Origin of the sequence: Vibrio owensii (genome assembly GCF_002021755.1) — a bacterium.
GTDB lineage: Bacteria > Pseudomonadota > Gammaproteobacteria > Enterobacterales > Vibrionaceae > Vibrio > Vibrio owensii.
This window is the reverse complement of record NZ_CP019960.1, coordinates 2,236,415-2,255,980: the sequence shown is the minus strand read 5'-3', so window position 1 is coordinate 2,255,980 and position 19,566 is coordinate 2,236,415. Positions and strand designations below refer to the sequence as shown.

Sequence of the window (19,566 nt, the reverse complement as noted above, 5' to 3'; positions counted from 1 at the left end):
TTGCTTACAAATTACGGGTGCGACGCTTAATCATGCGTTCCGCTTCTTTCAATGCCGTTTCAATGTCTTTGCCTTCATCCAACACTTCCATCAGTGCGTTTTCTAGGATGATAGAGCGAGCAACGTGGTCGCCTTTTGCTGGTGCCACTGGCTTGATATTTTGTGCCACTTCAGCAAACAGTAGGCGCGCTTGCTGACCACCAAGGAATTCGATTTTCTCTTCGAACATTGGGTCGTTGTAAGTCGTGGTGTTTGCTGGGAATGCAGCAATAGTTTCGAAGTGCTTAAGTTGAATATCACGCTTCGTTGTCATGTATTCGATCAGCTTCCAAGCCTCGTCTTGATGCTTAGATTGAGTTGGAATCGATAGGAATGAGCCACCCCAGCTACCGTAAATGCCATCAGGAAGGTTAGATACGCCCCAGCTGCCTGCGGTTTCAGGCGCAATCCAGTTGTTTAGGTGACCAAGTAGCCAAGCACCAGAAAGCTGAGTGGCGAATGTGCCGTTACGGAAGCCTTCGTACCATTCGTTTGACCACGCAAGGATGCGACCATCCAAACCTTTGTCACGGATCTCTTTCGCCACTTCAAACGCGTGAACAAAGCGCTCAGAGGTCACGACTGGATTGCCATCTTTGTCGAAGTACAGACCTTCACCTTCAGGAACTGTAGTGAAGATGATCGCTTGTGCCACATCCGCTGCCGACGCGATCAATTGAACGTTTTGCTGCTTAAGTTTTTCACCCGCCGCGATGTAAGAATCCCAATCTTTGATCGCTTCGTTGATATCAATGCCCGCTTTTTCAAAAATGTCTGTGCGGTAGTACATGACCCCCGGACCTAGGTCGACAGGCATACCATACACATCACCGTCAGCACCTTTACCTTGCGCCCATGCATAAGGCGCAAAGCTTTCTGCGTATTTGTCTGCGCCATATTTTTCAGACAGATTGACTAAGCCGCCCGAAGCAACGAATGGACCAATTTTTTCTACATCAACAACAATCACATCCCCTGCGCCAGAGCCCGTCGCCAAGTTAGTGGTCAGCTTCGTGTGGTGGTCACCGTGGTTATTCATCAGGTAATCCACTTTAATGCCGGTTTCTTTCTCGAAATCCGGTAGCAGAACTTTCAAGCTGCTATCGAAATCAGGGAAACCATCGAAGCGAATTTTGGTTTCGTCAGCCGCGTTTACCGTTGCAGCAACACCCAAAGCAGCGGTCATCGCAAGCGTCAAAGTTTTCAGTTTCATGTTGTTGTCCTTAATTATCGTTTTATAGGGTATGCAGTTCCTTGACTGAACTTCTCGGCACCAAATTCGGCGACAGTTTGAAGTTCACATCTCGTTTGTTTTTATTGAGAATTTGAATCACGAGCTGGACAGCCTCAGCACTCATTTGCTCAATAGGGAAGTTAACTGTGGTTAGGGCTGGCGTGAGGTAACGCGCAAACAATATGTCATCGAACCCCACAAGGGAGATCTGCTCTGGAACGTCAACACCATGAGCTTTCAGCACTTCGTAAGCACCGAAAGCCATGTGATCGTTACAGGCAAATACGGCAGTAAAATGACAATCGCGCTTTAACAGCTTACGCATCGCGCTTTCCCCAGACTCTTCGGTAAAACCGGCCTCGGACACCAACGCTTCGTCATACTCGATTCCCGCTTCTTCAAGAGCCTTGCGGTAACCTTGTAAACGCCCCCGTGCGTCAGATTTGTCCAGAGGACCGGTGATACACGCTATGTTGCGATGCCCCATTCGCAACAAGTATTCGGTCGCCAACTGGCCACCAAATTCGTTATCGATCTCAATACAGCTTTGCGCCATTTCAGGGATGAAGCGGTTAACTAACACCACTGGAATGCCCTTCTCTTTCAGATCGATGAGATAGTCATCAGTCAGGTTTTGTGCGTGCAAAATCATGGCATCAACACGACGTCCAAGCAGGAACTCTACAGATTCACGCTGGCTTTGCTCCGAGTTAGAACCTGCCGTTACCACAACGTGATAACCAAAACGACGCAGACGTTCTTCCATGCTGTGCAAAATGCCAGAGTAAAAAGGACCGCCAAGCTCTGGCACGATGATGCCAATGCTGCCGGTGCGACTAGACGCTAATGCCTGAGCGATCGAGTTCGGACGATAGCCAAGTTCTTGAATCGCTTTCTCGACTTTCAGCTTCTTATCGTGACTCACTCGGCTGGTGCCGTTGATCACGCGAGAAACCGTTGCCTGAGAAACCCCTGCGTATTCAGATACATCTTTAATCGTCGCCACAAGAAACCTCTTCTACCTGAGCCTCAAGATTCAATTCTGCTTCGAGATAACTTGCTCGAAACCGCTTTCATGGCAGCTAGTATTTCTGATCCACCTAGGGGTTATCGTGAGAGAAATCACACCGAAATCCCTTTAAATACGGGCAATATCAGAAAAAATGAAGCGGTTGGCAGTTTCGTTTCACGCCATGAAACTGTTTCATGAGATGGTTATTTCACGCTCAAATGAAACCAAGCAAAGGCATTGATTTCACAACTCTTTAATATCGATTCATGAATCAAAAACGGCAGGTAAGAAACAAAAAAAGAGCCGCAAATGCGGCTCAAAATAGGGTTAAGAATGAACAGTTTGGCGCTCAACTGGCTGCAATGAGCGCCATGACTAAATAGAGAGAGTTAAGAGTGTAGTTTGAGATGGCTTACCACCAAGCTTCCCACATCGCACCTAGGCTAACCGTATCTTGCTTAGGATCGTTGTTGGTCGCTTTGTTATCCACTTCACCCACTGTTGCGTAGAAGCGCAGCATCGGACGAGCACCCGCACCCCAGTCAAACGCGATGTTTTGAGATAGCGTCACTTTCCAACCTGTGTTGTCGTCATCCGCACGCGCGTAATCAACCATTTGGTAACCCGCTTCTAGCCACGTTGAGTGCACATCATTCCAGAAGTACATCGGACGTACGATGGCACTGTAGTTGGTACGCTCATCTTCCAAAGCATTTGAGCCGTCAATTGAGTAATCGTGGTACGCCAATAGGTATTCAACCGCAGCACTTTCACCGATGTCTGCGTTACCTTCGAAACTCGCGTAGATGGTTGTTAAATCTTCTGTTTTCCAGAATACACCGTTGTCGGCATTGTCAGAGTAACGCAACACTAAGCGGTTTGAGCCACTGTCATGTGCACGAGAAATCACCGCACCCAATTGGTACGCGTCAATGTGTTCAGAGCTTTCAATGGCTTCAGAGTCAAAACCATAGTTCGCGTAAAGTTCTAAATCAGCAAAGCCCATATCAATGCCATGCAACTTAGAAGTGAATGCATAAGCGCCGCTGTCACCCGTTCCTGCACCACCCGTACATGAGATAGAAGGGTTCGCTCCCGGAGTGATTTCAGGACTACAACTGTCAACCGATCCCACCACACCGAAATCAAGTTTAACCGAGCCAAGTTCAAGGTTGTTGATACCACCGCCTTGGCCATCATGCATCATCCAGAAGTAGTCATTGATGCCTTGTTGTGGACGTTGGTGGAAATCACGACCCGCCCAGATGTATGCATTAGGTTGGCTCTCAAGCACATTGGTTACGCCTGCGTACGCTTTTTTCACGTTCACTTCGTCGCCCCAATGGTCGAACATCACCACCACATCCCAGATCGCGCCGCTGTCGCTCTTGAATGCCTTACCAAACTGGAATTCGCCGCCGTTGCCTTCGTTACCCAAACGACCAATTGCCGATGATCCGTTGAACGAACCATCCACCATTACGTACTTCTCGTCGCCAGCTTGGTAATGTGCGCCATAACGCGCATAACCGGAGAAAACAACGCCAAGTGGAATCTCGATTTCTGGAGTTAGAACAGCAGGTTGCTGGTTGTCCACATAAGTTGGGTCAATACGATTTTCCAACTCCTGAATTCGTTTTTCCAAAGCTTCTACATCAGAATCGGCAGCAAAAGTTGAGAGAGAAGCAAGCGAAGTGGCCACTGCAAGAGCGAGAGGTAAAACCTTTAAGTTTTTCATGTGATTTCCCTAAGTTTTTTGTAGGTGTAATTATTTCAATAGGGATCTTAAGGAATGAAACGTTTGAAAAGCCGCTACCGCTTCACATGGCAATCGTGTTCAAAATGACATGAAACAACGCATGAAACTCAGCATGATTTTTCTTACTTAAAATCATGCATTTATAAACAACCATTTTGTCGTTCACATTTTGAAATCGCTTTCATTTCACCGAATTGTTTAAGTGCTATCACGTAAATCTGTTCAAAATAAGCGCAATTTATGCCTGATCGTATGAAACGTTTCATAATCCTGAAAATTTTCACACACCGTAAATTTCTTACAAATTCAATAACTCACACCAATAGTAAACATGACTCATATCACATTTAAACGCTTTGCTATTCCATGTAGCACTAAATTACCACCTAGAATAGGCACTAAGTAATTCTTAAGTAGGGAAACATAATGTCGAAATTGGCCGGAGCACGCCTAGAGGAAATGGCGGATATCCGATCGACAAGAAAGAAGAAGATCGTATTTCTCTGTTCTAGCATTGCCACCGCATTCTTAGCGTACGGGTCTATCGTGCACTATCTGCAAGGGAATTGGGGACTCAGCTTATTAATCGGGTTGTGCTCTATTGCGTGTCTCACCATAAGTTATCTGATTAAGGTTCGAGGTCATCACCAATACGCCGACTTATTGCTCACCGGCGTGTTGATGTTCGATGGTCTTCTGTTGCTGCTTTATAACGACGCGCCATCGGGTCGTTTGTTGTGGCTTTACCCCATTGTTGCCGCCATTATTCTGATTAACGAATTCAAAGTCGGCTTGCTGTTCAGTGTCACCTACACTCTCATCATCTTTTTCGGTTTAACCTTTTTAGAGAGTGTGCCTACTGCTAGCGAGATGACCGAACGCCGCTTTATGTTCACCCTTGTGGCGATTTGCTTTGTTTGTCATACCTTCTCTTACTACTACTCAAAAGTAGTGAACTACATTCAGACCCTTTATCGCGAAGGGATTGAAGAACTCGCCTATCTCGACCAATTAACGGGCCTTGCCAACCGTTGGAGCTTTGAAACTTGGGCGCGCGCGAAACTGGAAGAATTAGATCAAACTCAAAACAATACCGTCACTGCTCTGGTTTTCCTCGATATCGATAACTTTAAGCACATTAACGACAACTACGGACACGATGTCGGCGACCGCGTGTTAAAGCACTTTGCAACACGCCTGAAAAACAACATTCGTAATAAAGACAGAAAGACGGATAAGCACGACTATTCGATTGCGCGCTTTGCTGGGGATGAGTTTGTGTTGATGCTTTACGATGTGCGCTGCAAGAAAGATCTAGACCGAATCATGGATCGCATCGTCAACTTGTTCCAAAAAGGCTACCACTCGGAAGACAACATCAACGAGCTGACCATGAGTATTGGGGTCGCGATTTACCACCAAGATGCCAATGACCTGTCAGAGCTAACACGTTGCGCCGATAAAGCCATGTACGCAGCCAAGCACACAGGCAAAAATCAGTACGCATATTATGAGCACTGCTCACACGCAGAAGAGTTGCGCCATCAAAGGCATTCGTTGGTTGGAGCAATGGGCAGTGAAAACGTCACGTCTCTTCAACGTGACGCAAGCTTGTAAGAAATGTCGATTGGCGTGTATTTGCGAACTGGCTTGTACTTGCCAATAGAGAAAGGGCAACAACCACTTACATTAAGCGAACATGTACATCGCCCACAAACCGCCAAGTAGAAAGGTGAGCAACCATATGACTTGGCGCGTTTTACTCGGTTTGTCTTCTTTTGGTGGAATAACAGGCTTGAGCGCTCGCTCTTTTATTTTACCGACCAAGCTGTTTTCGATCGCACGCTTATAGAAAGCACGGCGCTTTTGAGCGGCATTGGCCACTTTCGTAAAGCGGTGTCTCTGCTCAGTTGTAAACTCTGTCGCCTCATAGCGAGGAGGGAGATCAGAATGTTTAGGTTGTACTGCCATCACTTCCTCCTTGTTGATGGGTGCACCTATCTTAAGTATATACAAAGTTATCAGTTTGTTGCTAAAAACCTTTGCATCTGAACAAGATGCATGAAAAAAGCCACCCGAAGGTGGCTTTCATTTCAATTCTGTTTGTCTCTTATAGGTACTCACACAAGTACGCCGTTGCGTCTTTTACTTGCAGCTCAAATGATGAGTTGCCTTCTACCTCAAAGAACTCACCGCTGTTGTAAGTTACCCAATCAACGTCGCCGGCTTTCTTTACAATCAATGCACCTTTGACAACGCTCATGCGCTCTGGCGCTTGAGTGCCAAACGTATACTCACCTGGCAACATCACACCAACACTTACGTCCTGTCCTTGTTGGTTAAAACCCAGTGACTTTACGCCACCAGCAAAATAACTGTTTTCCTTAATACTCATTATTGGTTTCCTTATCAAAAATCAGCTCTTTTTTACCCTGTTTCGGTTTACGACTCAAGTCTCTACATTGACCTTTCGTTAAAGGCTAAATTCTCAATAACTGTGTTTCGGAATGTAAAAGTGGACATCAGATCATAATTTCACCGTCTCAAAGGCAAGATTGTTTGTTTTTGCGACCCAAGCTTCTCACCATAATAAAAAAGGAAAGTAAGCAGGGATCATGACCACCACACCGCGCCGTAAACGCAATCAGAAACCAGAACCGCAACCCTCATTTTGGGCTCGTCATCAGTTCAAAATCATCAAAGGGGGCTTTGCTCTGTTCGGCTGCGCATTGGCTGGTGTGATTAGCTATCAGCTTTATGCTTCTTATTTGGATTACATTGATCCGGATAAAGTCTATGGGGAATGGATTGAGATTGGTGCGCCACCATATCAAACCGAGCAGCTTTCTTTTACACCCGACGGTGTCTTTCGTAACCATCGCCTCATCGCAACACAATTCGAGTTCGACGGCAAAGTGGTCACCCTCAACACAGGATTGGGAATGACAGAGTACCAGCTGTCCGGCTCCCACCTCTCTCCACAAATTCGCCGCATTGAACCACGCTTGCCCGATCAACGTTTTATTCTCAAAGGCTATGAACACACTGTTCAAGGTTCAGAAACAGGAGCAGCGTCGAAACGTCGCGCCGCTCTGAGTGAACATTTCAGCCGCAAATAGCTTTTAGTCTATCAATTAGCCTTCGTCTACAAATCGCTTTTCCCAACAAAACATCTTCTGTATACGAAACAAGCACTTTTGCTCGTAACTTGCTCTATTGCATAACAAAAATTTAATTTCACTCGCAAAATAACGCATGCGAACTGAGTAAGCGATTAATTAAATACATGCAAAATATTTATAAAATCTTGGCTCGATATTGAATTTTCACTGCAAAAGTATGTTTCTTGTAGTGAGATTTAGGTAACACGGTCGAAACTTGATTTATTTTTTTTGAAAAAAAATAAGCCTCTGAAATGCTCAAAGGGATGCTTTTGCACAGTGTGTGAATTGGTTGTCTTTTCTGTCGCAGGAGCAGCTTATGTTCGTCAATGAACATGAATTCAAGGATTGAGAGAGAAGTTATGATTCGATTTAACCTATGTGCAGCTGGGGTTGCCCTAGCATTATCTGGCGCTGCAAACGCGGCTCCTACCGCACCAAGTATCGATATGTACGGTTCCAACAACCTGCAATTTTCTAAAATTGAGTTGGCAATGGAAACCACATCTGGCTACAACGACATGGTTAAGTACCATGAACTAGCCAAGATCAACGTGAAATTCAACCAGTGGAGCGGCACATCTGGCGACACTTACAACATCTATTTTGATGGTGTTCAGGTTGCAACTGGCACTATCACTGGTAGCCAAACCACAGCGTCGTTTGAGTACGGCCAAGGTGGTTTGTATCAAATGGAAATCGAAGCGTGTGATGCAACAGGCTGTGCTAAGAGCGCTCCTGCAGAGATTACTATCGCAGATACCGATGGTTCTCACTTACCACCTCTAACCATGAATGTTGACCCGAACAACAAAACCTACAACACAGACCCAAGCGTCGTGATGGGTACGTACTTTGTTGAATGGGGCATCTACGGCCGTGATTACACTGTCGACAACATGCCAGTCGACAACCTGACGCACATCCTTTACGGCTTCATTCCAATTTGTGGTCCAAACGAATCTGTGAAATCGGTTGGTGGTAACAGCTTCAACGCACTGCAAACAGCGTGTCGCGGCGTGAACGACTACGAAGTGGTTATCCATGACCCATGGGCAGCGTACCAAAAGAGCTTCGCGCAAGCAGGCCATGAGTACAGCACGCCGATCAAGGGTAACTACGCAATGCTAATGGCGTTGAAACAACGTAACCCTGATCTAAAAATCATCCCATCTATCGGTGGTTGGACACTGTCTGACCCATTCTTCGATTTCGTTGATAAAGCCAACCGTGACACGTTTGTCGCGTCAGTTAAGAAATTCCTGAAAACGTGGAAGTTCTACGACGGTGTGGACATCGACTGGGAATTCCCTGGTGGTGGCGGCGCTGCAGCTGATAAGGGCGACCCAGTAAACGATGGCCCAGCATACATCGCATTAATGCGTGAACTGCGTGCAATGTTAGATGAGCTAGAAGCAGAAACTGGCCGTACTTACGAGCTAACTTCAGCAATCGGTGTGGGTTACGACAAAATTGAAGACGTTGATTACGCAGACGCAGTTCAGTACATGGACTACATCTTCGCGATGACATACGACTTCTACGGCGGTTGGAACAACGTTCCTGGTCACCAAACAGCACTTTACTGTGGTTCGTTTATGCGCCCTGGTCAGTGTGACGGCAGCGGCGTTGATGAAAATGGCGAACCGTACAAAGGTCCAGCTTACACGGCTGACAACGGCATCCAACTACTACTAGCGCAAGGCGTTCCTGCGAACAAACTGGTTCTAGGTACAGCAATGTACGGCCGTGGTTGGGAAGGCGTAACACCGGATACGCTAACCGATCCAAATGACCCAATGACAGGTACTGCTACAGGTAAACTGAAAGGCAGCACAGCTCAAGGTGTTTGGGAAGATGGCGTCATTGACTACAAAGGCATTAAGTCATTTATGCTAGGTGCGAACAATACGGGTATCAACGGCTTTGAATATGGCTACGATGCTCAAGCAGAAGCACCTTGGGTGTGGAACCGTTCGACTGGTGAGCTGATTACATTTGATGACCACCGCTCTGTATTGGCAAAAGGCAGCTACGCGAAATCTCTAGGTCTAGCAGGTCTATTCTCTTGGGAAATTGACGCAGATAACGGCGACATCCTGAATGCAATGCACGAAGGTATGGCAGGCAGCGTAGTACCTCAGCCAAACCGTAAACCAACGGCAGCAGCAGGTGCAGACCAAGCAGTAACAGGTCCTGCAAGTGTTGTACTTGATGGCAGCAACTCAACAGACTCTGATGGCACAATCGAAAGCTACGCTTGGGAACAAGTATCTGGTACTGCAGTCACTCTATCTGGCGCGAACGCTGCGGCAGCAAGCTTCGATGTAGCAGAAGTGACCGTTGAAGAGCAGCTAACGTTCAAGCTAACTGTTACTGATAACGAAGGTGCAACCGCTTCTGATCTTGTTGTAGTAACGGTTAAGCCAGCAGGCGTGATTGATCCACCAAACACTGCGCCAGTTGCACAGGTTTCTGCACCAGCAACAGCAAACGCAGGTGACGTGGTTGTGATTGACGCTTCGGCTTCTAGCGATGTAGACAACGACACGCTAACGTTCGATTGGACGCTACCTCAAGGTCTAAACGCAACGGTTAACGGTGCAAAAGTCACGTTCACAGCAGCAGAATACCCACAAGACACTAGCCTAAGCTTCACTGTAAGCGTAAGCGACGGTCAAGCGGCATCTACAGCGACAGCAACCGTTGTTGTTGCAAAACACACCACAGGCGGCGGTACATGTACTAACGCTTGGGATGCAGCAGCGGTTTACACTGGCGGTGACCAAGTGACACATGCTGGTAAGACTTGGGAAGCGAAATGGTGGACTCAAGGCCAAGATCCTAGCCAATCTGGCGAATGGGGTGTTTGGAAAGAAGTTGGTCCAGCTAACTGTAACTAAGCACTGCTAAAAGCATTGTGATTCAACATCACTCGCTTTCAATAGAGTTATAAAAGAAAAGGACAGCTTCGGCTGTCCTTTGTTGTCTCATCAGAATCTAGGGAATGCTTTTCAATAATCAGCTTGCTTCAATTAAACGATCGAAGCTCTCGAATACCTCATCACACTTCATCACGCGTCCATGGCCTTGCCCTTGGGTCGTGACCAACTCCACTCGCTCAATCTCACTTGCCGCTTGCGCGGATACGCTGTGCTTAGTGAACTTGTCTTGCTCATCGTGAACAATGATGGTTTTCGCTTCACGTTCGGCTAAGCGTCTCTCTGGGTCAATCGACTGTAATGGGTAGTTAAACTGATCTTCCACTTCCGAAACCACCGCTTTGAATAGCTTCATTGAATAACCCGAACGTGCAATGCTGCCAAACAGGTTTTCAACGTAGTTCAATACTGGCGCAATCAATAACAAAGGCTTGTTTTCTAATTTGCTGTGACGGCACTCTAATGCCGACGCCGTTCCCATACTGTGTCCAACCAAACCGGCCACGTCTTCCACCGAATCCAATACATCCTCTAGACCTCGAACAAACGCAGGGATGTGCCCATACTGACCATCACTCTCACCATGCGCAGGATGGTCGTATGCGAGTGCGGTGTAACCCGATGCGGCAATGTGCTCCATCAACGGATAGAACTGGCTTGCGGTCCCCGACCAACCGTGAGTCAACACCCATACCGGACCACGGCCAAGCTGATAGGTTTTAATTGCCCCAGCATGACCTTGGATTTCACTTTTGATAAGCCCTTGTGGCTCGGCATTTTTTGGCTGAGTACGCGCAGGGGTAAGCAGCAATTTACGCGCAGTCTTTTTTGCGTGTGACGGTGCTAGCGTGTGGTGCAAACGCGTGCTGATGTTGATTAAACTGCGCTTTACACTGAATTTCTGCGAAGTATTGAAGTAGATTTTCTCACTCATGATCGTTTCCTTAGCTATCAGCTTTGCACAAAATAGAACGGTCGTGCTTTTTAAACTGATAAGAAAGAGCGCTCTCCGTCGCCCTTTGTTATGAATCTCTTACTATGCCCGTTACCGCGGGGCTAGCGCTTCCATCGAATAAACAAGTTATCGATGCCTTGCCAGAACAGTCTCTGGCTCTCTTCTTCCCCTTTGATCGAGTAAAATACGTGTGCACTTAAGTACTGCCCGTATAGATCAAAGGTCGCTTGTCGCGTATCTAAGTCCGCCACAAACTCTTGGTTTTCTTTGCCTTTCTTGATCTGAATTTCTAGGTAATTCAACCAAGTATCAATTGATTTACGCAATGCTGCTTGCAACGCACAACCTTCTTCTGCGGTGTCGTTCCAAGCATCGAGGAACATGCAACTGCCTTGAAAAGAGTGGTTCCAAGTCATCCAAGCATCCAACAACCCACGCACTTTACGCTCGATGTTGCTATCACCCAACTCACGCGCGGGCGCAATTACGCGCTCAGCAAACACTTGGTTGGCAAACTCCAATACCGACAGCTGTAAGTTCAGCTTGGAATTGAAGTGAGCAAATAGGCCGCTTTTCGACATACCACACTGCTTTGCAAGCTCACCAATAGTGAGGCTCTCCAACCCGTTTTCACTCGCGAGTTGGAACGCACGCTGCAGTATCAGCTCTTTGGTTACTTTTCCTTTTTTCATAAATACAGTTTTAGCACGGTCGTACTTTTTTGCAAATCACCAATTTACTGGTCAAACCATCCTATAGCCATCTGCACACTCTCGATCGCAATACATTGAGTAATCTTATGAATATGAATTTTCGAAATTTGAGATGGGTCTGAATTTCGAAAACTGGTCGCCGTCAATTGCGCATGAGTTGATTTTTTACCGCGAGAACTGAGCCGTTACCTGCTAATTTCGCAGCGATTTTTTCACTTTTTTAGGTAAGCACTTATGGCAACCACAAAGAAAATTGCCAGTTTAGAATTTGCCCGCATCATCGCGATGTTTGCGATCGTAGGGCTTCACTGTCAGATGGCTCTCACCTATTGGCAATGGGACGGAGTGCCTTGGGTCGGATACATGCTCAACCAGTTGGCTCGTTTTGCCGTGCCACTATTTTTCCTCATCTCCGGCTATCTCATCCAACCAAAGCTCAGCACGAATCCCGTGGAGACACTCAAAAACTACACCAAGCCTTTGCTTAAAATATGGTTGGTTTGGAGCGCGATTTGTCTCTTGGTACCTTTCCGTTGGCCAGTGGTTGCAGAGGCGGGTTATCTCACCGAACGACAAGGTTATTGGGGCTACCTAATGTCCAACCCAATCAACTCACTGTTGGAAGGTGGTTTGGTGCACTTGTGGTTTATCCCAGCCCTGATCATTGCTGTGGCCATCATTGCGTTTCTGGTTCGTATTGGTATGGCTCAGTTGCTGCTACCAACGGCCGTATTGCTATACGTCTACGGAGTGTTCGCAGGCAGCTACATCACGCTTACAGAGCTACCAGCCCCCTTCTTCACTCGTAATGGTCCGTTCTTCAGTACCTTGTTAGTGGTGCTTGGTTACTTAGCGCGGCAACACCAGTGGCAATGGTCTCGCAACAACACTATTCGCTTGATTTTGATCGGTATGGCGCTGCACTTTGCCGAAGCCTATTACTTGATGAACTACGAGATCGCCTTTAATTCGCACGACTTCTTGTTCGGCACTGTGATCTGGTCTTTAGGTGTATTCATGTGGCTTCTTGCCCATCCAAACTTCGGCAATATGCCGTGGGTGTTTAAGTGGTCTCCGAGCATTTTAGGTATCTACGTCAGCCACCTATTGGTGATCATCATGATGATGAACGTCGCAGGCATGTTGGGGTTAGAAAACTTGGCGAAAGACGCTTTCATTTACCCAGCAACCATTGTGGTTACCCTGCTGCTTGTGAAGGGTATTGAAGCCACTCCGCTGAAAAAACTATTGCTGCGCTAAATCCATTCAGCACTATGTATGGCTTGCTCTAACACTTTGGGGTTACAGCAAGCCTCTCAAAAATGAGAGCTCACTCTCACTCATCAAAATTATCATTCCTAATACCACGTAATTTGCTTTCTCTCACAAAAAACATTGTTCATTTCCATTAGATTCATTCGACATCAACAAAATGCTCATTAAACGGAGGCGGTATGTGGGCAGGTCAAGGACTCGTTCCTTTTTTAGAAATTAGCCATTGGCTAACTTATGGTTTATACGCTGCAGTAATCCTATTTGGCGCAGCGAGCATTGCGTCACTCAGAAAGTAGTGGCGCAAGCTACATCAATTCAAAACTCCTACCGTTAATTCGAGCTTACTCACACTTAACCTATTAATATGTGGCTAAAATTTCTCCAGTCAGACAAGGAGAAATGTCTATGCCAATCTATCCAATTGTCGCGTTTTGCTGTTTGATATTTTCTAGCTCCGCACTTGCAGCTGCGACCAGTGAACTTAATCTCATCAATTCCACCGTCGGTTACGCCGCGCTGATCTTCTTCACCATTGCCTACATTCTGGTGATGTTGGAAGAATACCTGCACATGCGAAAATCCAAGCCAGTGCTGCTTGCCGCGGGATTAATCTGGATTTTGATTGGTTACACGTTTACCCAACACAACCAAGCTGACGTCGCGAAAGCCGCACTGGAACACAACCTTCTGGAATACGCCGAACTTTTATTGTTCCTACTGGTGGCGATGACTTACATCAATGCGATGGAAGAGCGCAGATTGTTTGATGCTTTGCAGGCATGGATGGTCGGTAAAGGCTTTGATTTCAAAAAGCTATTTTGGCTCACAGGTGGCTTAGCCTTCGTAATTTCGCCAATCGCCGACAACTTAACCACGGCGTTGTTGATGTGTGCTGTGGTGATGAAAGTCTCGGGCGATAATCCAAGGTTTGTAAACCTAGCTTGTATCAACATCGTCATAGCGGCCAACGCGGGCGGTGCATTCAGTCCGTTTGGCGATATTACGACTCTGATGGTTTGGCAGGCAGGACACGTCAGTTTTGCTGAGTTTATGCCGCTGTTTGTGCCTTCACTGATCAACTACATTATTCCCGCGTTCATCATGTCGTTGTTTGTGCCAAACACCAAGCCAGATACGGTTCATGAGCACATCGAACTTAAGCGTGGCGCAAGACGCATCGTGGGTTTGTTTATCCTGACTATTGCCACTGCGGTGTCTTTCCACGCCTTGCTGCACTTCCCACCTGTAATTGGCATGATGATGGGTCTCGCTTATCTGCAATTTTTCGGCTATTTCTTGCGCAGAACCCTTCGACACTCCCTCGCCAAAAAAGCCGCGCGCGCGATTGCCAATGGCGACGACTACGCATTAAAACGCTTAGGCTCTGTCGTGCCATTTGATGTTTTCCACCGAGTGTCTCGCGCCGAGTGGGACACCTTACTGTTCTTCTACGGCGTGGTTATGTGTGTTGGCGGCTTGAGTTTACTTGGCTACCTAGAACTGGTTTCTAACGTGATGTACACCGAGTGGAACCCAATTTGGGCGAACGTCATGGTCGGGATACTTTCCGCTATCGTCGATAACATTCCGGTTATGTTTGCTGTGCTCACCATGGATCCAAGCATGTCGATGGGTAACTGGTTATTGGTGACACTAACTGCCGGTGTGGGTGGTAGCTTACTATCGATTGGTTCTGCCGCGGGAGTGGCTCTCATGGGGGCTGCGAGGGGACAATACACCTTCTTTGGACACCTCAAATGGGCACCGGTGATTGCTCTTGGTTACGCTGCGAGTATTGCCGCGCACCTTTGGATGAATGGCAGCTTGTTTACTTAAACTGCCTCAATCCATGCTATGTATCTTTATCGGTCTGATGGGTGGTTTACGCCATCCATCACCTCTATCTCTCCCAATTCATACGGATTTACGCCTTCTAAGCAGCCAACGTTATAACCATATTCACTCGGGTTAGAACGACGCTGATGGTGGGTATAGATGCCACATTCACTACAGAAGAAATGCTTAGCCGTGTTGGTATTAAACTGGTACAGCTTGAGTACATCCTCACCTTGGATTATGCGAATCCCATTCAAAGGCACCGATGCCACAATCGCGCCACGACGTCGGCACATAGAACAATCACAACGTCTAGGCTTCTCGATTCCATTTGGTAATGACAGTTCAATTTGCACTTTTCCGCAGTGACAAGAAAGCTTATGCAAAGGCTGAATTATCGTACTACCTACTTGTTTAATCATGACATTTCCTCGCTCCTTCCGTGTTTGCCTAGCTTAATGTGTAAAGTCTGTTAAACAGTTAACATCCGCGCAATCTAGGTCAAAAACTCGACATCAATCACTTTTCACGACATTTTATTCAGCGATTTATCACTATTTGGTTGGCGTTTTGCTAACCGCGTCCGTTTTGGTTGCGTGCTCGCAGTTAAAACGGTTTTAAAACCAAGGAAAATACTTTTATGGATAAAGATCATAGCCTTAGAGAGAACCTCTTGGCTCTGACGCTCGGTAGTGCGTTGGTGTCACTTGGGGTTATCTTCTTCAACAAAGTGGGATTGCTCACTGGCGGAACAGCGGGTTTAGCAATCTTCCTCACTAAGATCAGTGACTTCAGTTTTGGTCAGGTGTTCTTCGTACTTAACCTACCTTTCTACATTTTGTCTGTGATGCGCATGGGTTGGCGTTTTACCATCAACACTTTTATTGCGGTTTCGATCGTTTCCTTTGCGGTAGACCACCTGCACCATGTGATTGAAATTTCTCGTATTGAACCCGTTTACGCCGCACTGCTCGGTGGAGGTTTGATTGGTATGGGAATGCTGGTGATTTTCCGCCACAAGATGAGTTTAGGTGGCTTTAACATCTTGGCGCTTTACCTTCAGGAACGCTTTGGCATTCGCGCAGGTAAAGTACAAATGGCGCTCGACTGCACCATCGTTGTGATGTCGCTATTTATCGTCGATGTTTACTTGATTGCACTTTCTGTACTGGGCGCTGTGGCGACCAACTTAATCTTGGCCATGAACCACAAACCTGGGCGTTATCAGCCCAAGCCACAAGCTGTGTAATAGCACAAGTCACGATGAAAAAACAAAGCCCCGAGCCATTAACTCGGGGCTTTTTGTTTGTTCTAATTCGCTAATGAAAACATTACACCAATGGCGAACTCTCACAGTATTTCTGATCATCTGCCGTCAGTTTTTGCTTGTTCGCTTGGCTTAAGTGATAGTGCACCAGCATCAGCAAATCATGCGCGTAGAAAAGCTCGAAAGCGTCTTCACCATTTTGTCGACAGATAGCCTCACAGCGTTCAGCGTGCACTTTGGCTTTGAGTGGGTCACCAGCTTTAAGCAGGCTCATGGCTAAGCGATATTCTGCGCGCTCTTCTTGCATCCAACCACCAGCAACTTTCCAGTATTCAAGCGCCAACGTGGCGGCCTCTAGCATGTGTTTTACTTGCACTTCAGAGCGTGTTTCAAGCTCTTCATATTGGCAGGCAAGGTTGTTACCCGTAATGGCAATTGAGCGCGCTAAAGGCTCGGCAGCTTGGTCTGAATCTATATCGTTGGCTGCTTTTGCCAACCACGTGCTGGCTTGCTCTAGCTCATTCATTGCTGACAGCTCATTAGCAATTTGAGCAAACACGCGACGCTGATCGACATCCTCCAAATCAGCGATATGGTTTGTGTTTTGGTCAACAAAGTACTGCGCGACGGCTTTGGCTCTCAGGCGTGCCAAACACTGATTCGCAAAGACATTTTCGAGCTTATCTAAACTGGTGAGAAACAGCTTCGGGTCGTGCAGATGACCGATGGAAGTGTGCAGCATTAAGGGTAAGATGCGCTCAGCATGGTTAGTGTCTTCCACCTCGCTAAGCGCTTGTTCTAATTGAGTGTATGTTTGTTGTGGCTGCGCTTCATGCTGCTGCCAGCTTTGGTTTATGAATGCATCAAAATCCGTTTTGAAAGACATATCCTTATTATCCTTTTTCATTGCTCTAGATTGCTTATTAGCTCAACAACCCTACACAAAATCGAAGCAAATAAGGTAAACCTTGCCTGATTCTGAGAATGGCCTCGCTTAAAGTGGTGTGCCGTTTTCCAATGCCAATAATCGCTGTTTGCGCTCTACCCCGCCCGCATAGCCTGTAAGCTTGCCACTTTTGCCGATGACACGATGGCAAGGCACTACAATCGAGATTGGGTTTTTACCATTCGCTAGCCCCACCGCGCGTACCGCTTTCGGATTGCCTATGGCGTTCGCCAGATCTTGGTAACTCCATGTTTCACCATAAGGAATGGTCGTTAGTGCATGCCACACTTGAGTTTGGAAATCCGTACCTGTCGCTGCAAGGGGCAAATCGAATTCGTTACGCAGCCCAGCAAAGTATTCTTCCAATTGAGTAACGGTTTGGCTGAGCACCGCATGTTGATCATCACGCTCACCCAAATCGTCTGGTTTGGTGGTACACGTTTCAAACCAAATTCCCAGCAAACCTTGATCGTTCGCTTGAATGGTCACAGCGCCTAACGGACTTGGCATTACCGTATAAAGTGATTTCATGATTGATTCCATAAGTGAAAAGTCGCGTAACTGCCCCAAGGCGACGCAGTATGAGCATTCAATGACGGATAATTTGGCATGGCTTTCTTCACCACCAAGTCTTTATCTAAAAAACAATCGGGCTGAGATTGGCCACGCAATTGCGCATAGCTCACCGTCCACGGACCAATGCCTTTTAATTCCAGCCATTGCTGCGGATCGGCTTCTGGGTTTTGCTGCATGTACTGAGCAAATCGCACAAGCGTGTCTTTACGGCTTTGCGGCATACGCAAGAAGCTAACATCAGCATTCGCAATGGCTTCTGGTGTCGGAAAGTGACGCGCTTGCTGATCGCTACTGAGCGTTGCTACCAACAAGTTAAGTTGCCCGATAGCCGCTTTGACCGACACTTGCTGCCCTAGCACAGCACGTACACCGGCCTCCCACGCACTCCAGACGCCCGGAATACGAATCCCGTGGGTTTTCACCAATCCCGGCGCAATGTATTCAAGGTGTTGCTCCACCGTGCAAATATCCGCATCAAGGTCGAACATACGACGCACACCAGACACCAAATTCTGCAATTTCGTGACGTCTTCAATGTCGAACTCCATCTCAAGGTAACCCTCCCCTTGAGTGACCTTAAATCGTGCATGGCAATCATCGAGTAGAACATTGCGCAGGTATGCGTCTTGTGTAACTTCTTCCATTCCCTCAATCGCACGCAGACGATAAAAGTCGAGCATGTGTTGCCAGTTCAAAGCTCCGCGATAAGGGAGCACGATTCGATTCGTCCCCACGCCATCAAACTCCTTTCTGCGCACTTGAGAAGGCGTTAGCTGAAGGATCTTTTGAAACGCATCATTGAAACGTCGAGTGCTGTTAAAACCTGCTGCAAAGCCGACTTCAGTGACTGACATCGAACTCGAATGCAGAAGCTGCTTGGCAAACATCAATTGCTGATACTGCGCATACTGCTTAGGTGACATCCCCAAATATTGTTCGAACAGCATGCGCAAGTAACGATCCGAGATCCCGAGACGCTCAGAGAGATCCGCAAGAGACTGATGATGCAATGCACCTTGATCGATCATGTTGATCGCACGTTGAAATGTGGTTTCAACCCCTTTCCAAGCCCACGATCCTGGTGCACTATCCGGGCGACAACGCAAACACGGACGATAACCCGCCTTCAAGGCTTGCGTCTTGTCAGTGAAGTACTCGACGTTTTCCTCTTTGGGCAAATTAGCTGGGCAGATCGGGCGGCAGAAGATCCCTGTGGTTTTCACCGCAATGTAAAAGCGCCCATCAAAACGGCTGTCACGTGCCATACGTGCTTTTTGACATTGTTCGAAGGTCAACGATGTGTGTGGGTGGATGAGCATAGTGCTGTCCTTGCGTACACAGTGGGTGTTTACGAGTGGGTTACTTGCTCACCACTCGATCGGTATAACTTCATTGTAGAACGAGGAGTTACTGTAGATTAGCCATTTTCGGAACTCAATATTGAGAAATTTTGGCATTAGTAAATTTGTGCACTAAAGTTAGATCAGAACAACACAACAACGTCGGCTAAAGGGAATTGGCATGGACTTACATACGTGCGTGATTGTACTTAGAAATCACAAGGTTATTACCAGTAAATCAGTCGAGCACTCGATAGGGATTATCGAACGCGACTCTGATAACGAGATTTCAGAAATTCAAATCAATGCGACTGATGGTGTGAATATTCGCACTTATCACTACCGTAGTGTGGAAGACTCGCTTGAAAGCTTAATGAATCTATAAAAACTCCTTTCTCCCTTGTTAATCGTAAAAGCAAAAGAGCACTGGTTACAGTGCTCTTTTTTTTGCTCTGCATTTACGGAATTCTTGTTTCAAAATACAAAACACGCTCGAAAAGTTATTCGAAAT

General features: G+C 46.9%; 18 protein-coding genes. 7 read left to right on the top strand and 11 right to left on the bottom strand.

Annotation, left to right across the window (positions count from 1 at the left end):
* Positions 1 to 4: 4 nt before the first annotated feature.
* The 3 genes from A9237_RS26590 to A9237_RS26580 all read right to left on the bottom strand — a co-directional run bounded on the left by A9237_RS26590 (position 5) and on the right by A9237_RS26580 (position 4,023).
* Positions 5 to 1,252, bottom strand: a complete 1,248-nt coding sequence (locus tag A9237_RS26590; protein WP_078610184.1) for an ABC transporter substrate-binding protein — start codon at positions 1,250 to 1,252, stop codon at positions 5 to 7.
* Positions 1,253 to 1,274: 22 nt separating this feature from the next.
* Positions 1,275 to 2,279: a LacI family DNA-binding transcriptional regulator gene (locus A9237_RS26585; RefSeq protein ID WP_020195082.1), complete on the bottom strand. Its 1,005-nt coding sequence runs from the start codon at positions 2,277 to 2,279 to the stop codon at positions 1,275 to 1,277.
* A gap of 418 nt (positions 2,280 to 2,697) precedes the next feature.
* Positions 2,698 to 4,023 (bottom strand): carbohydrate porin, encoded by a 1,326-nt coding sequence (locus tag A9237_RS26580; protein ID WP_038894986.1) that lies wholly within the window; start codon positions 4,021 to 4,023, stop codon positions 2,698 to 2,700.
* Positions 4,024 to 4,470: 447 nt separating this feature from the next.
* On the opposite strand from A9237_RS26580, the gene A9237_RS26575 reads away from it, so the two are divergent.
* Positions 4,471 to 5,661, top strand: a complete 1,191-nt coding sequence (locus A9237_RS26575) for a GGDEF domain-containing protein (protein ID WP_038894987.1) — start codon at positions 4,471 to 4,473, stop codon at positions 5,659 to 5,661.
* Positions 5,662 to 5,733: 72 nt separating this feature from the next.
* Here the strand turns inward: A9237_RS26575 and A9237_RS26570 are convergent, their stop codons facing one another.
* Positions 5,734 to 6,015, bottom strand: coding sequence for a hypothetical protein (locus A9237_RS26570; RefSeq protein ID WP_038894988.1), 282 nt, complete (start codon positions 6,013 to 6,015; stop codon positions 5,734 to 5,736).
* A gap of 139 nt (positions 6,016 to 6,154) precedes the next feature.
* Positions 6,155 to 6,439 (bottom strand): pyrimidine/purine nucleoside phosphorylase, encoded by a 285-nt coding sequence (gene ppnP, locus A9237_RS26565; protein WP_005434752.1) that lies wholly within the window; start codon positions 6,437 to 6,439, stop codon positions 6,155 to 6,157.
* Positions 6,440 to 6,659: 220 nt separating this feature from the next.
* On the opposite strand from ppnP, the gene A9237_RS26560 reads away from it, so the two are divergent.
* On the top strand, positions 6,660 to 7,163 hold the full coding sequence (locus A9237_RS26560; RefSeq protein ID WP_005434722.1) for a DUF2850 domain-containing protein: 504 nt from the start codon (positions 6,660 to 6,662) through the stop codon (positions 7,161 to 7,163).
* A 404-nt stretch (positions 7,164 to 7,567) separates the two neighbouring features.
* A complete protein-coding gene (locus A9237_RS26555; protein ID WP_078610183.1) occupies positions 7,568 to 10,108 on the top strand; it encodes a glycosyl hydrolase family 18 protein in 2,541 nt (846 codons plus the stop codon).
* A 118-nt stretch (positions 10,109 to 10,226) separates the two neighbouring features.
* Here the strand turns inward: A9237_RS26555 and A9237_RS26550 are convergent, their stop codons facing one another.
* Both A9237_RS26550 and A9237_RS26545 read right to left on the bottom strand, forming a co-directional pair.
* Positions 10,227 to 11,081, bottom strand: a complete 855-nt coding sequence (locus A9237_RS26550; RefSeq protein ID WP_078610182.1) for an alpha/beta fold hydrolase — start codon at positions 11,079 to 11,081, stop codon at positions 10,227 to 10,229.
* 122 nt (positions 11,082 to 11,203) lie between these two features.
* Positions 11,204 to 11,794 (bottom strand): TetR/AcrR family transcriptional regulator, encoded by a 591-nt coding sequence (locus A9237_RS26545; RefSeq protein WP_009706743.1) that lies wholly within the window; start codon positions 11,792 to 11,794, stop codon positions 11,204 to 11,206.
* A 255-nt stretch (positions 11,795 to 12,049) separates the two neighbouring features.
* On the opposite strand from A9237_RS26545, the gene A9237_RS26540 reads away from it, so the two are divergent.
* Together A9237_RS26540 and nhaD are read left to right on the top strand one after the other, a co-directional pair.
* Positions 12,050 to 13,075 carry an acyltransferase gene (locus A9237_RS26540; RefSeq protein WP_078610181.1) on the top strand — a complete coding sequence of 342 codons (1,026 nt, stop codon included), beginning with the start codon at positions 12,050 to 12,052 and terminating at the stop codon, positions 13,073 to 13,075.
* Positions 13,076 to 13,495: 420 nt separating this feature from the next.
* Positions 13,496 to 14,926: a sodium:proton antiporter NhaD gene (gene nhaD, locus A9237_RS26535; protein ID WP_005434712.1), complete on the top strand. Its 1,431-nt coding sequence runs from the start codon at positions 13,496 to 13,498 to the stop codon at positions 14,924 to 14,926.
* 26 nt (positions 14,927 to 14,952) lie between these two features.
* On the opposite strand, the gene A9237_RS26530 is transcribed toward nhaD, so the two are convergent.
* Positions 14,953 to 15,348, bottom strand: coding sequence for a GFA family protein (locus A9237_RS26530; RefSeq protein WP_020195074.1), 396 nt, complete (start codon positions 15,346 to 15,348; stop codon positions 14,953 to 14,955).
* 218 nt (positions 15,349 to 15,566) lie between these two features.
* Between A9237_RS26530 and A9237_RS26525 the strand changes: the two genes are divergently transcribed.
* Positions 15,567 to 16,175: a DUF6198 family protein gene (locus tag A9237_RS26525; RefSeq protein ID WP_039840752.1), complete on the top strand. Its 609-nt coding sequence runs from the start codon at positions 15,567 to 15,569 to the stop codon at positions 16,173 to 16,175.
* 82 nt (positions 16,176 to 16,257) lie between these two features.
* On the opposite strand, the gene A9237_RS26520 is transcribed toward A9237_RS26525, so the two are convergent.
* The 3 genes from A9237_RS26520 to A9237_RS26510 all read right to left on the bottom strand — a co-directional run bounded on the left by A9237_RS26520 (position 16,258) and on the right by A9237_RS26510 (position 19,034).
* Positions 16,258 to 17,079: a hypothetical protein gene (locus A9237_RS26520; RefSeq protein ID WP_078610180.1), complete on the bottom strand. Its 822-nt coding sequence runs from the start codon at positions 17,077 to 17,079 to the stop codon at positions 16,258 to 16,260.
* 108 nt (positions 17,080 to 17,187) lie between these two features.
* Positions 17,188 to 17,670 (bottom strand): methylated-DNA--[protein]-cysteine S-methyltransferase, encoded by a 483-nt coding sequence (locus A9237_RS26515; RefSeq protein WP_078610179.1) that lies wholly within the window; start codon positions 17,668 to 17,670, stop codon positions 17,188 to 17,190.
* Positions 17,667 to 19,034: a DNA-3-methyladenine glycosylase 2 family protein gene (locus A9237_RS26510; protein WP_078610178.1), complete on the bottom strand. Its 1,368-nt coding sequence runs from the start codon at positions 19,032 to 19,034 to the stop codon at positions 17,667 to 17,669. Before A9237_RS26510 ends, A9237_RS26515 begins: the two co-directional genes overlap by 4 nt.
* A 202-nt stretch (positions 19,035 to 19,236) precedes the next feature.
* On the opposite strand from A9237_RS26510, the gene A9237_RS26505 reads away from it, so the two are divergent.
* Positions 19,237 to 19,440, top strand: a complete 204-nt coding sequence (locus A9237_RS26505; RefSeq protein WP_020195070.1) for a hypothetical protein — start codon at positions 19,237 to 19,239, stop codon at positions 19,438 to 19,440.
* Positions 19,441 to 19,566: the final 126 nt, after the last annotated feature.

Coding starts and splice junctions, on each gene's coding strand:
- A9237_RS26510 (WP_078610178.1), bottom strand. CDS start 19,034: ATGCTCATCCACCCACACACATCGTTGACCTTCGAACAATGTCAAAAA.
- A9237_RS26575 (WP_038894987.1), top strand. CDS start 4,471: ATGTCGAAATTGGCCGGAGCACGCCTAGAGGAAATGGCGGATATCCGA.
- A9237_RS26560 (WP_005434722.1), top strand. CDS start 6,660: ATGACCACCACACCGCGCCGTAAACGCAATCAGAAACCAGAACCGCAA.
- ppnP (WP_005434752.1), bottom strand. CDS start 6,439: ATGAGTATTAAGGAAAACAGTTATTTTGCTGGTGGCGTAAAGTCACTG.
- A9237_RS26555 (WP_078610183.1), top strand. CDS start 7,568: ATGATTCGATTTAACCTATGTGCAGCTGGGGTTGCCCTAGCATTATCT.
- A9237_RS26530 (WP_020195074.1), bottom strand. CDS start 15,348: ATGATTAAACAAGTAGGTAGTACGATAATTCAGCCTTTGCATAAGCTT.
- A9237_RS26580 (WP_038894986.1), bottom strand. CDS start 4,023: ATGAAAAACTTAAAGGTTTTACCTCTCGCTCTTGCAGTGGCCACTTCG.
- nhaD (WP_005434712.1), top strand. CDS start 13,496: ATGCCAATCTATCCAATTGTCGCGTTTTGCTGTTTGATATTTTCTAGC.
- A9237_RS26505 (WP_020195070.1), top strand. CDS start 19,237: ATGGACTTACATACGTGCGTGATTGTACTTAGAAATCACAAGGTTATT.
- A9237_RS26570 (WP_038894988.1), bottom strand. CDS start 6,015: ATGGCAGTACAACCTAAACATTCTGATCTCCCTCCTCGCTATGAGGCG.
- A9237_RS26550 (WP_078610182.1), bottom strand. CDS start 11,081: ATGAGTGAGAAAATCTACTTCAATACTTCGCAGAAATTCAGTGTAAAG.
- A9237_RS26525 (WP_039840752.1), top strand. CDS start 15,567: ATGGATAAAGATCATAGCCTTAGAGAGAACCTCTTGGCTCTGACGCTC.
- A9237_RS26590 (WP_078610184.1), bottom strand. CDS start 1,252: ATGAAACTGAAAACTTTGACGCTTGCGATGACCGCTGCTTTGGGTGTT.
- A9237_RS26515 (WP_078610179.1), bottom strand. CDS start 17,670: ATGAAATCACTTTATACGGTAATGCCAAGTCCGTTAGGCGCTGTGACC.
- A9237_RS26545 (WP_009706743.1), bottom strand. CDS start 11,794: ATGAAAAAAGGAAAAGTAACCAAAGAGCTGATACTGCAGCGTGCGTTC.
- A9237_RS26540 (WP_078610181.1), top strand. CDS start 12,050: ATGGCAACCACAAAGAAAATTGCCAGTTTAGAATTTGCCCGCATCATC.
- A9237_RS26520 (WP_078610180.1), bottom strand. CDS start 17,079: ATGTCTTTCAAAACGGATTTTGATGCATTCATAAACCAAAGCTGGCAG.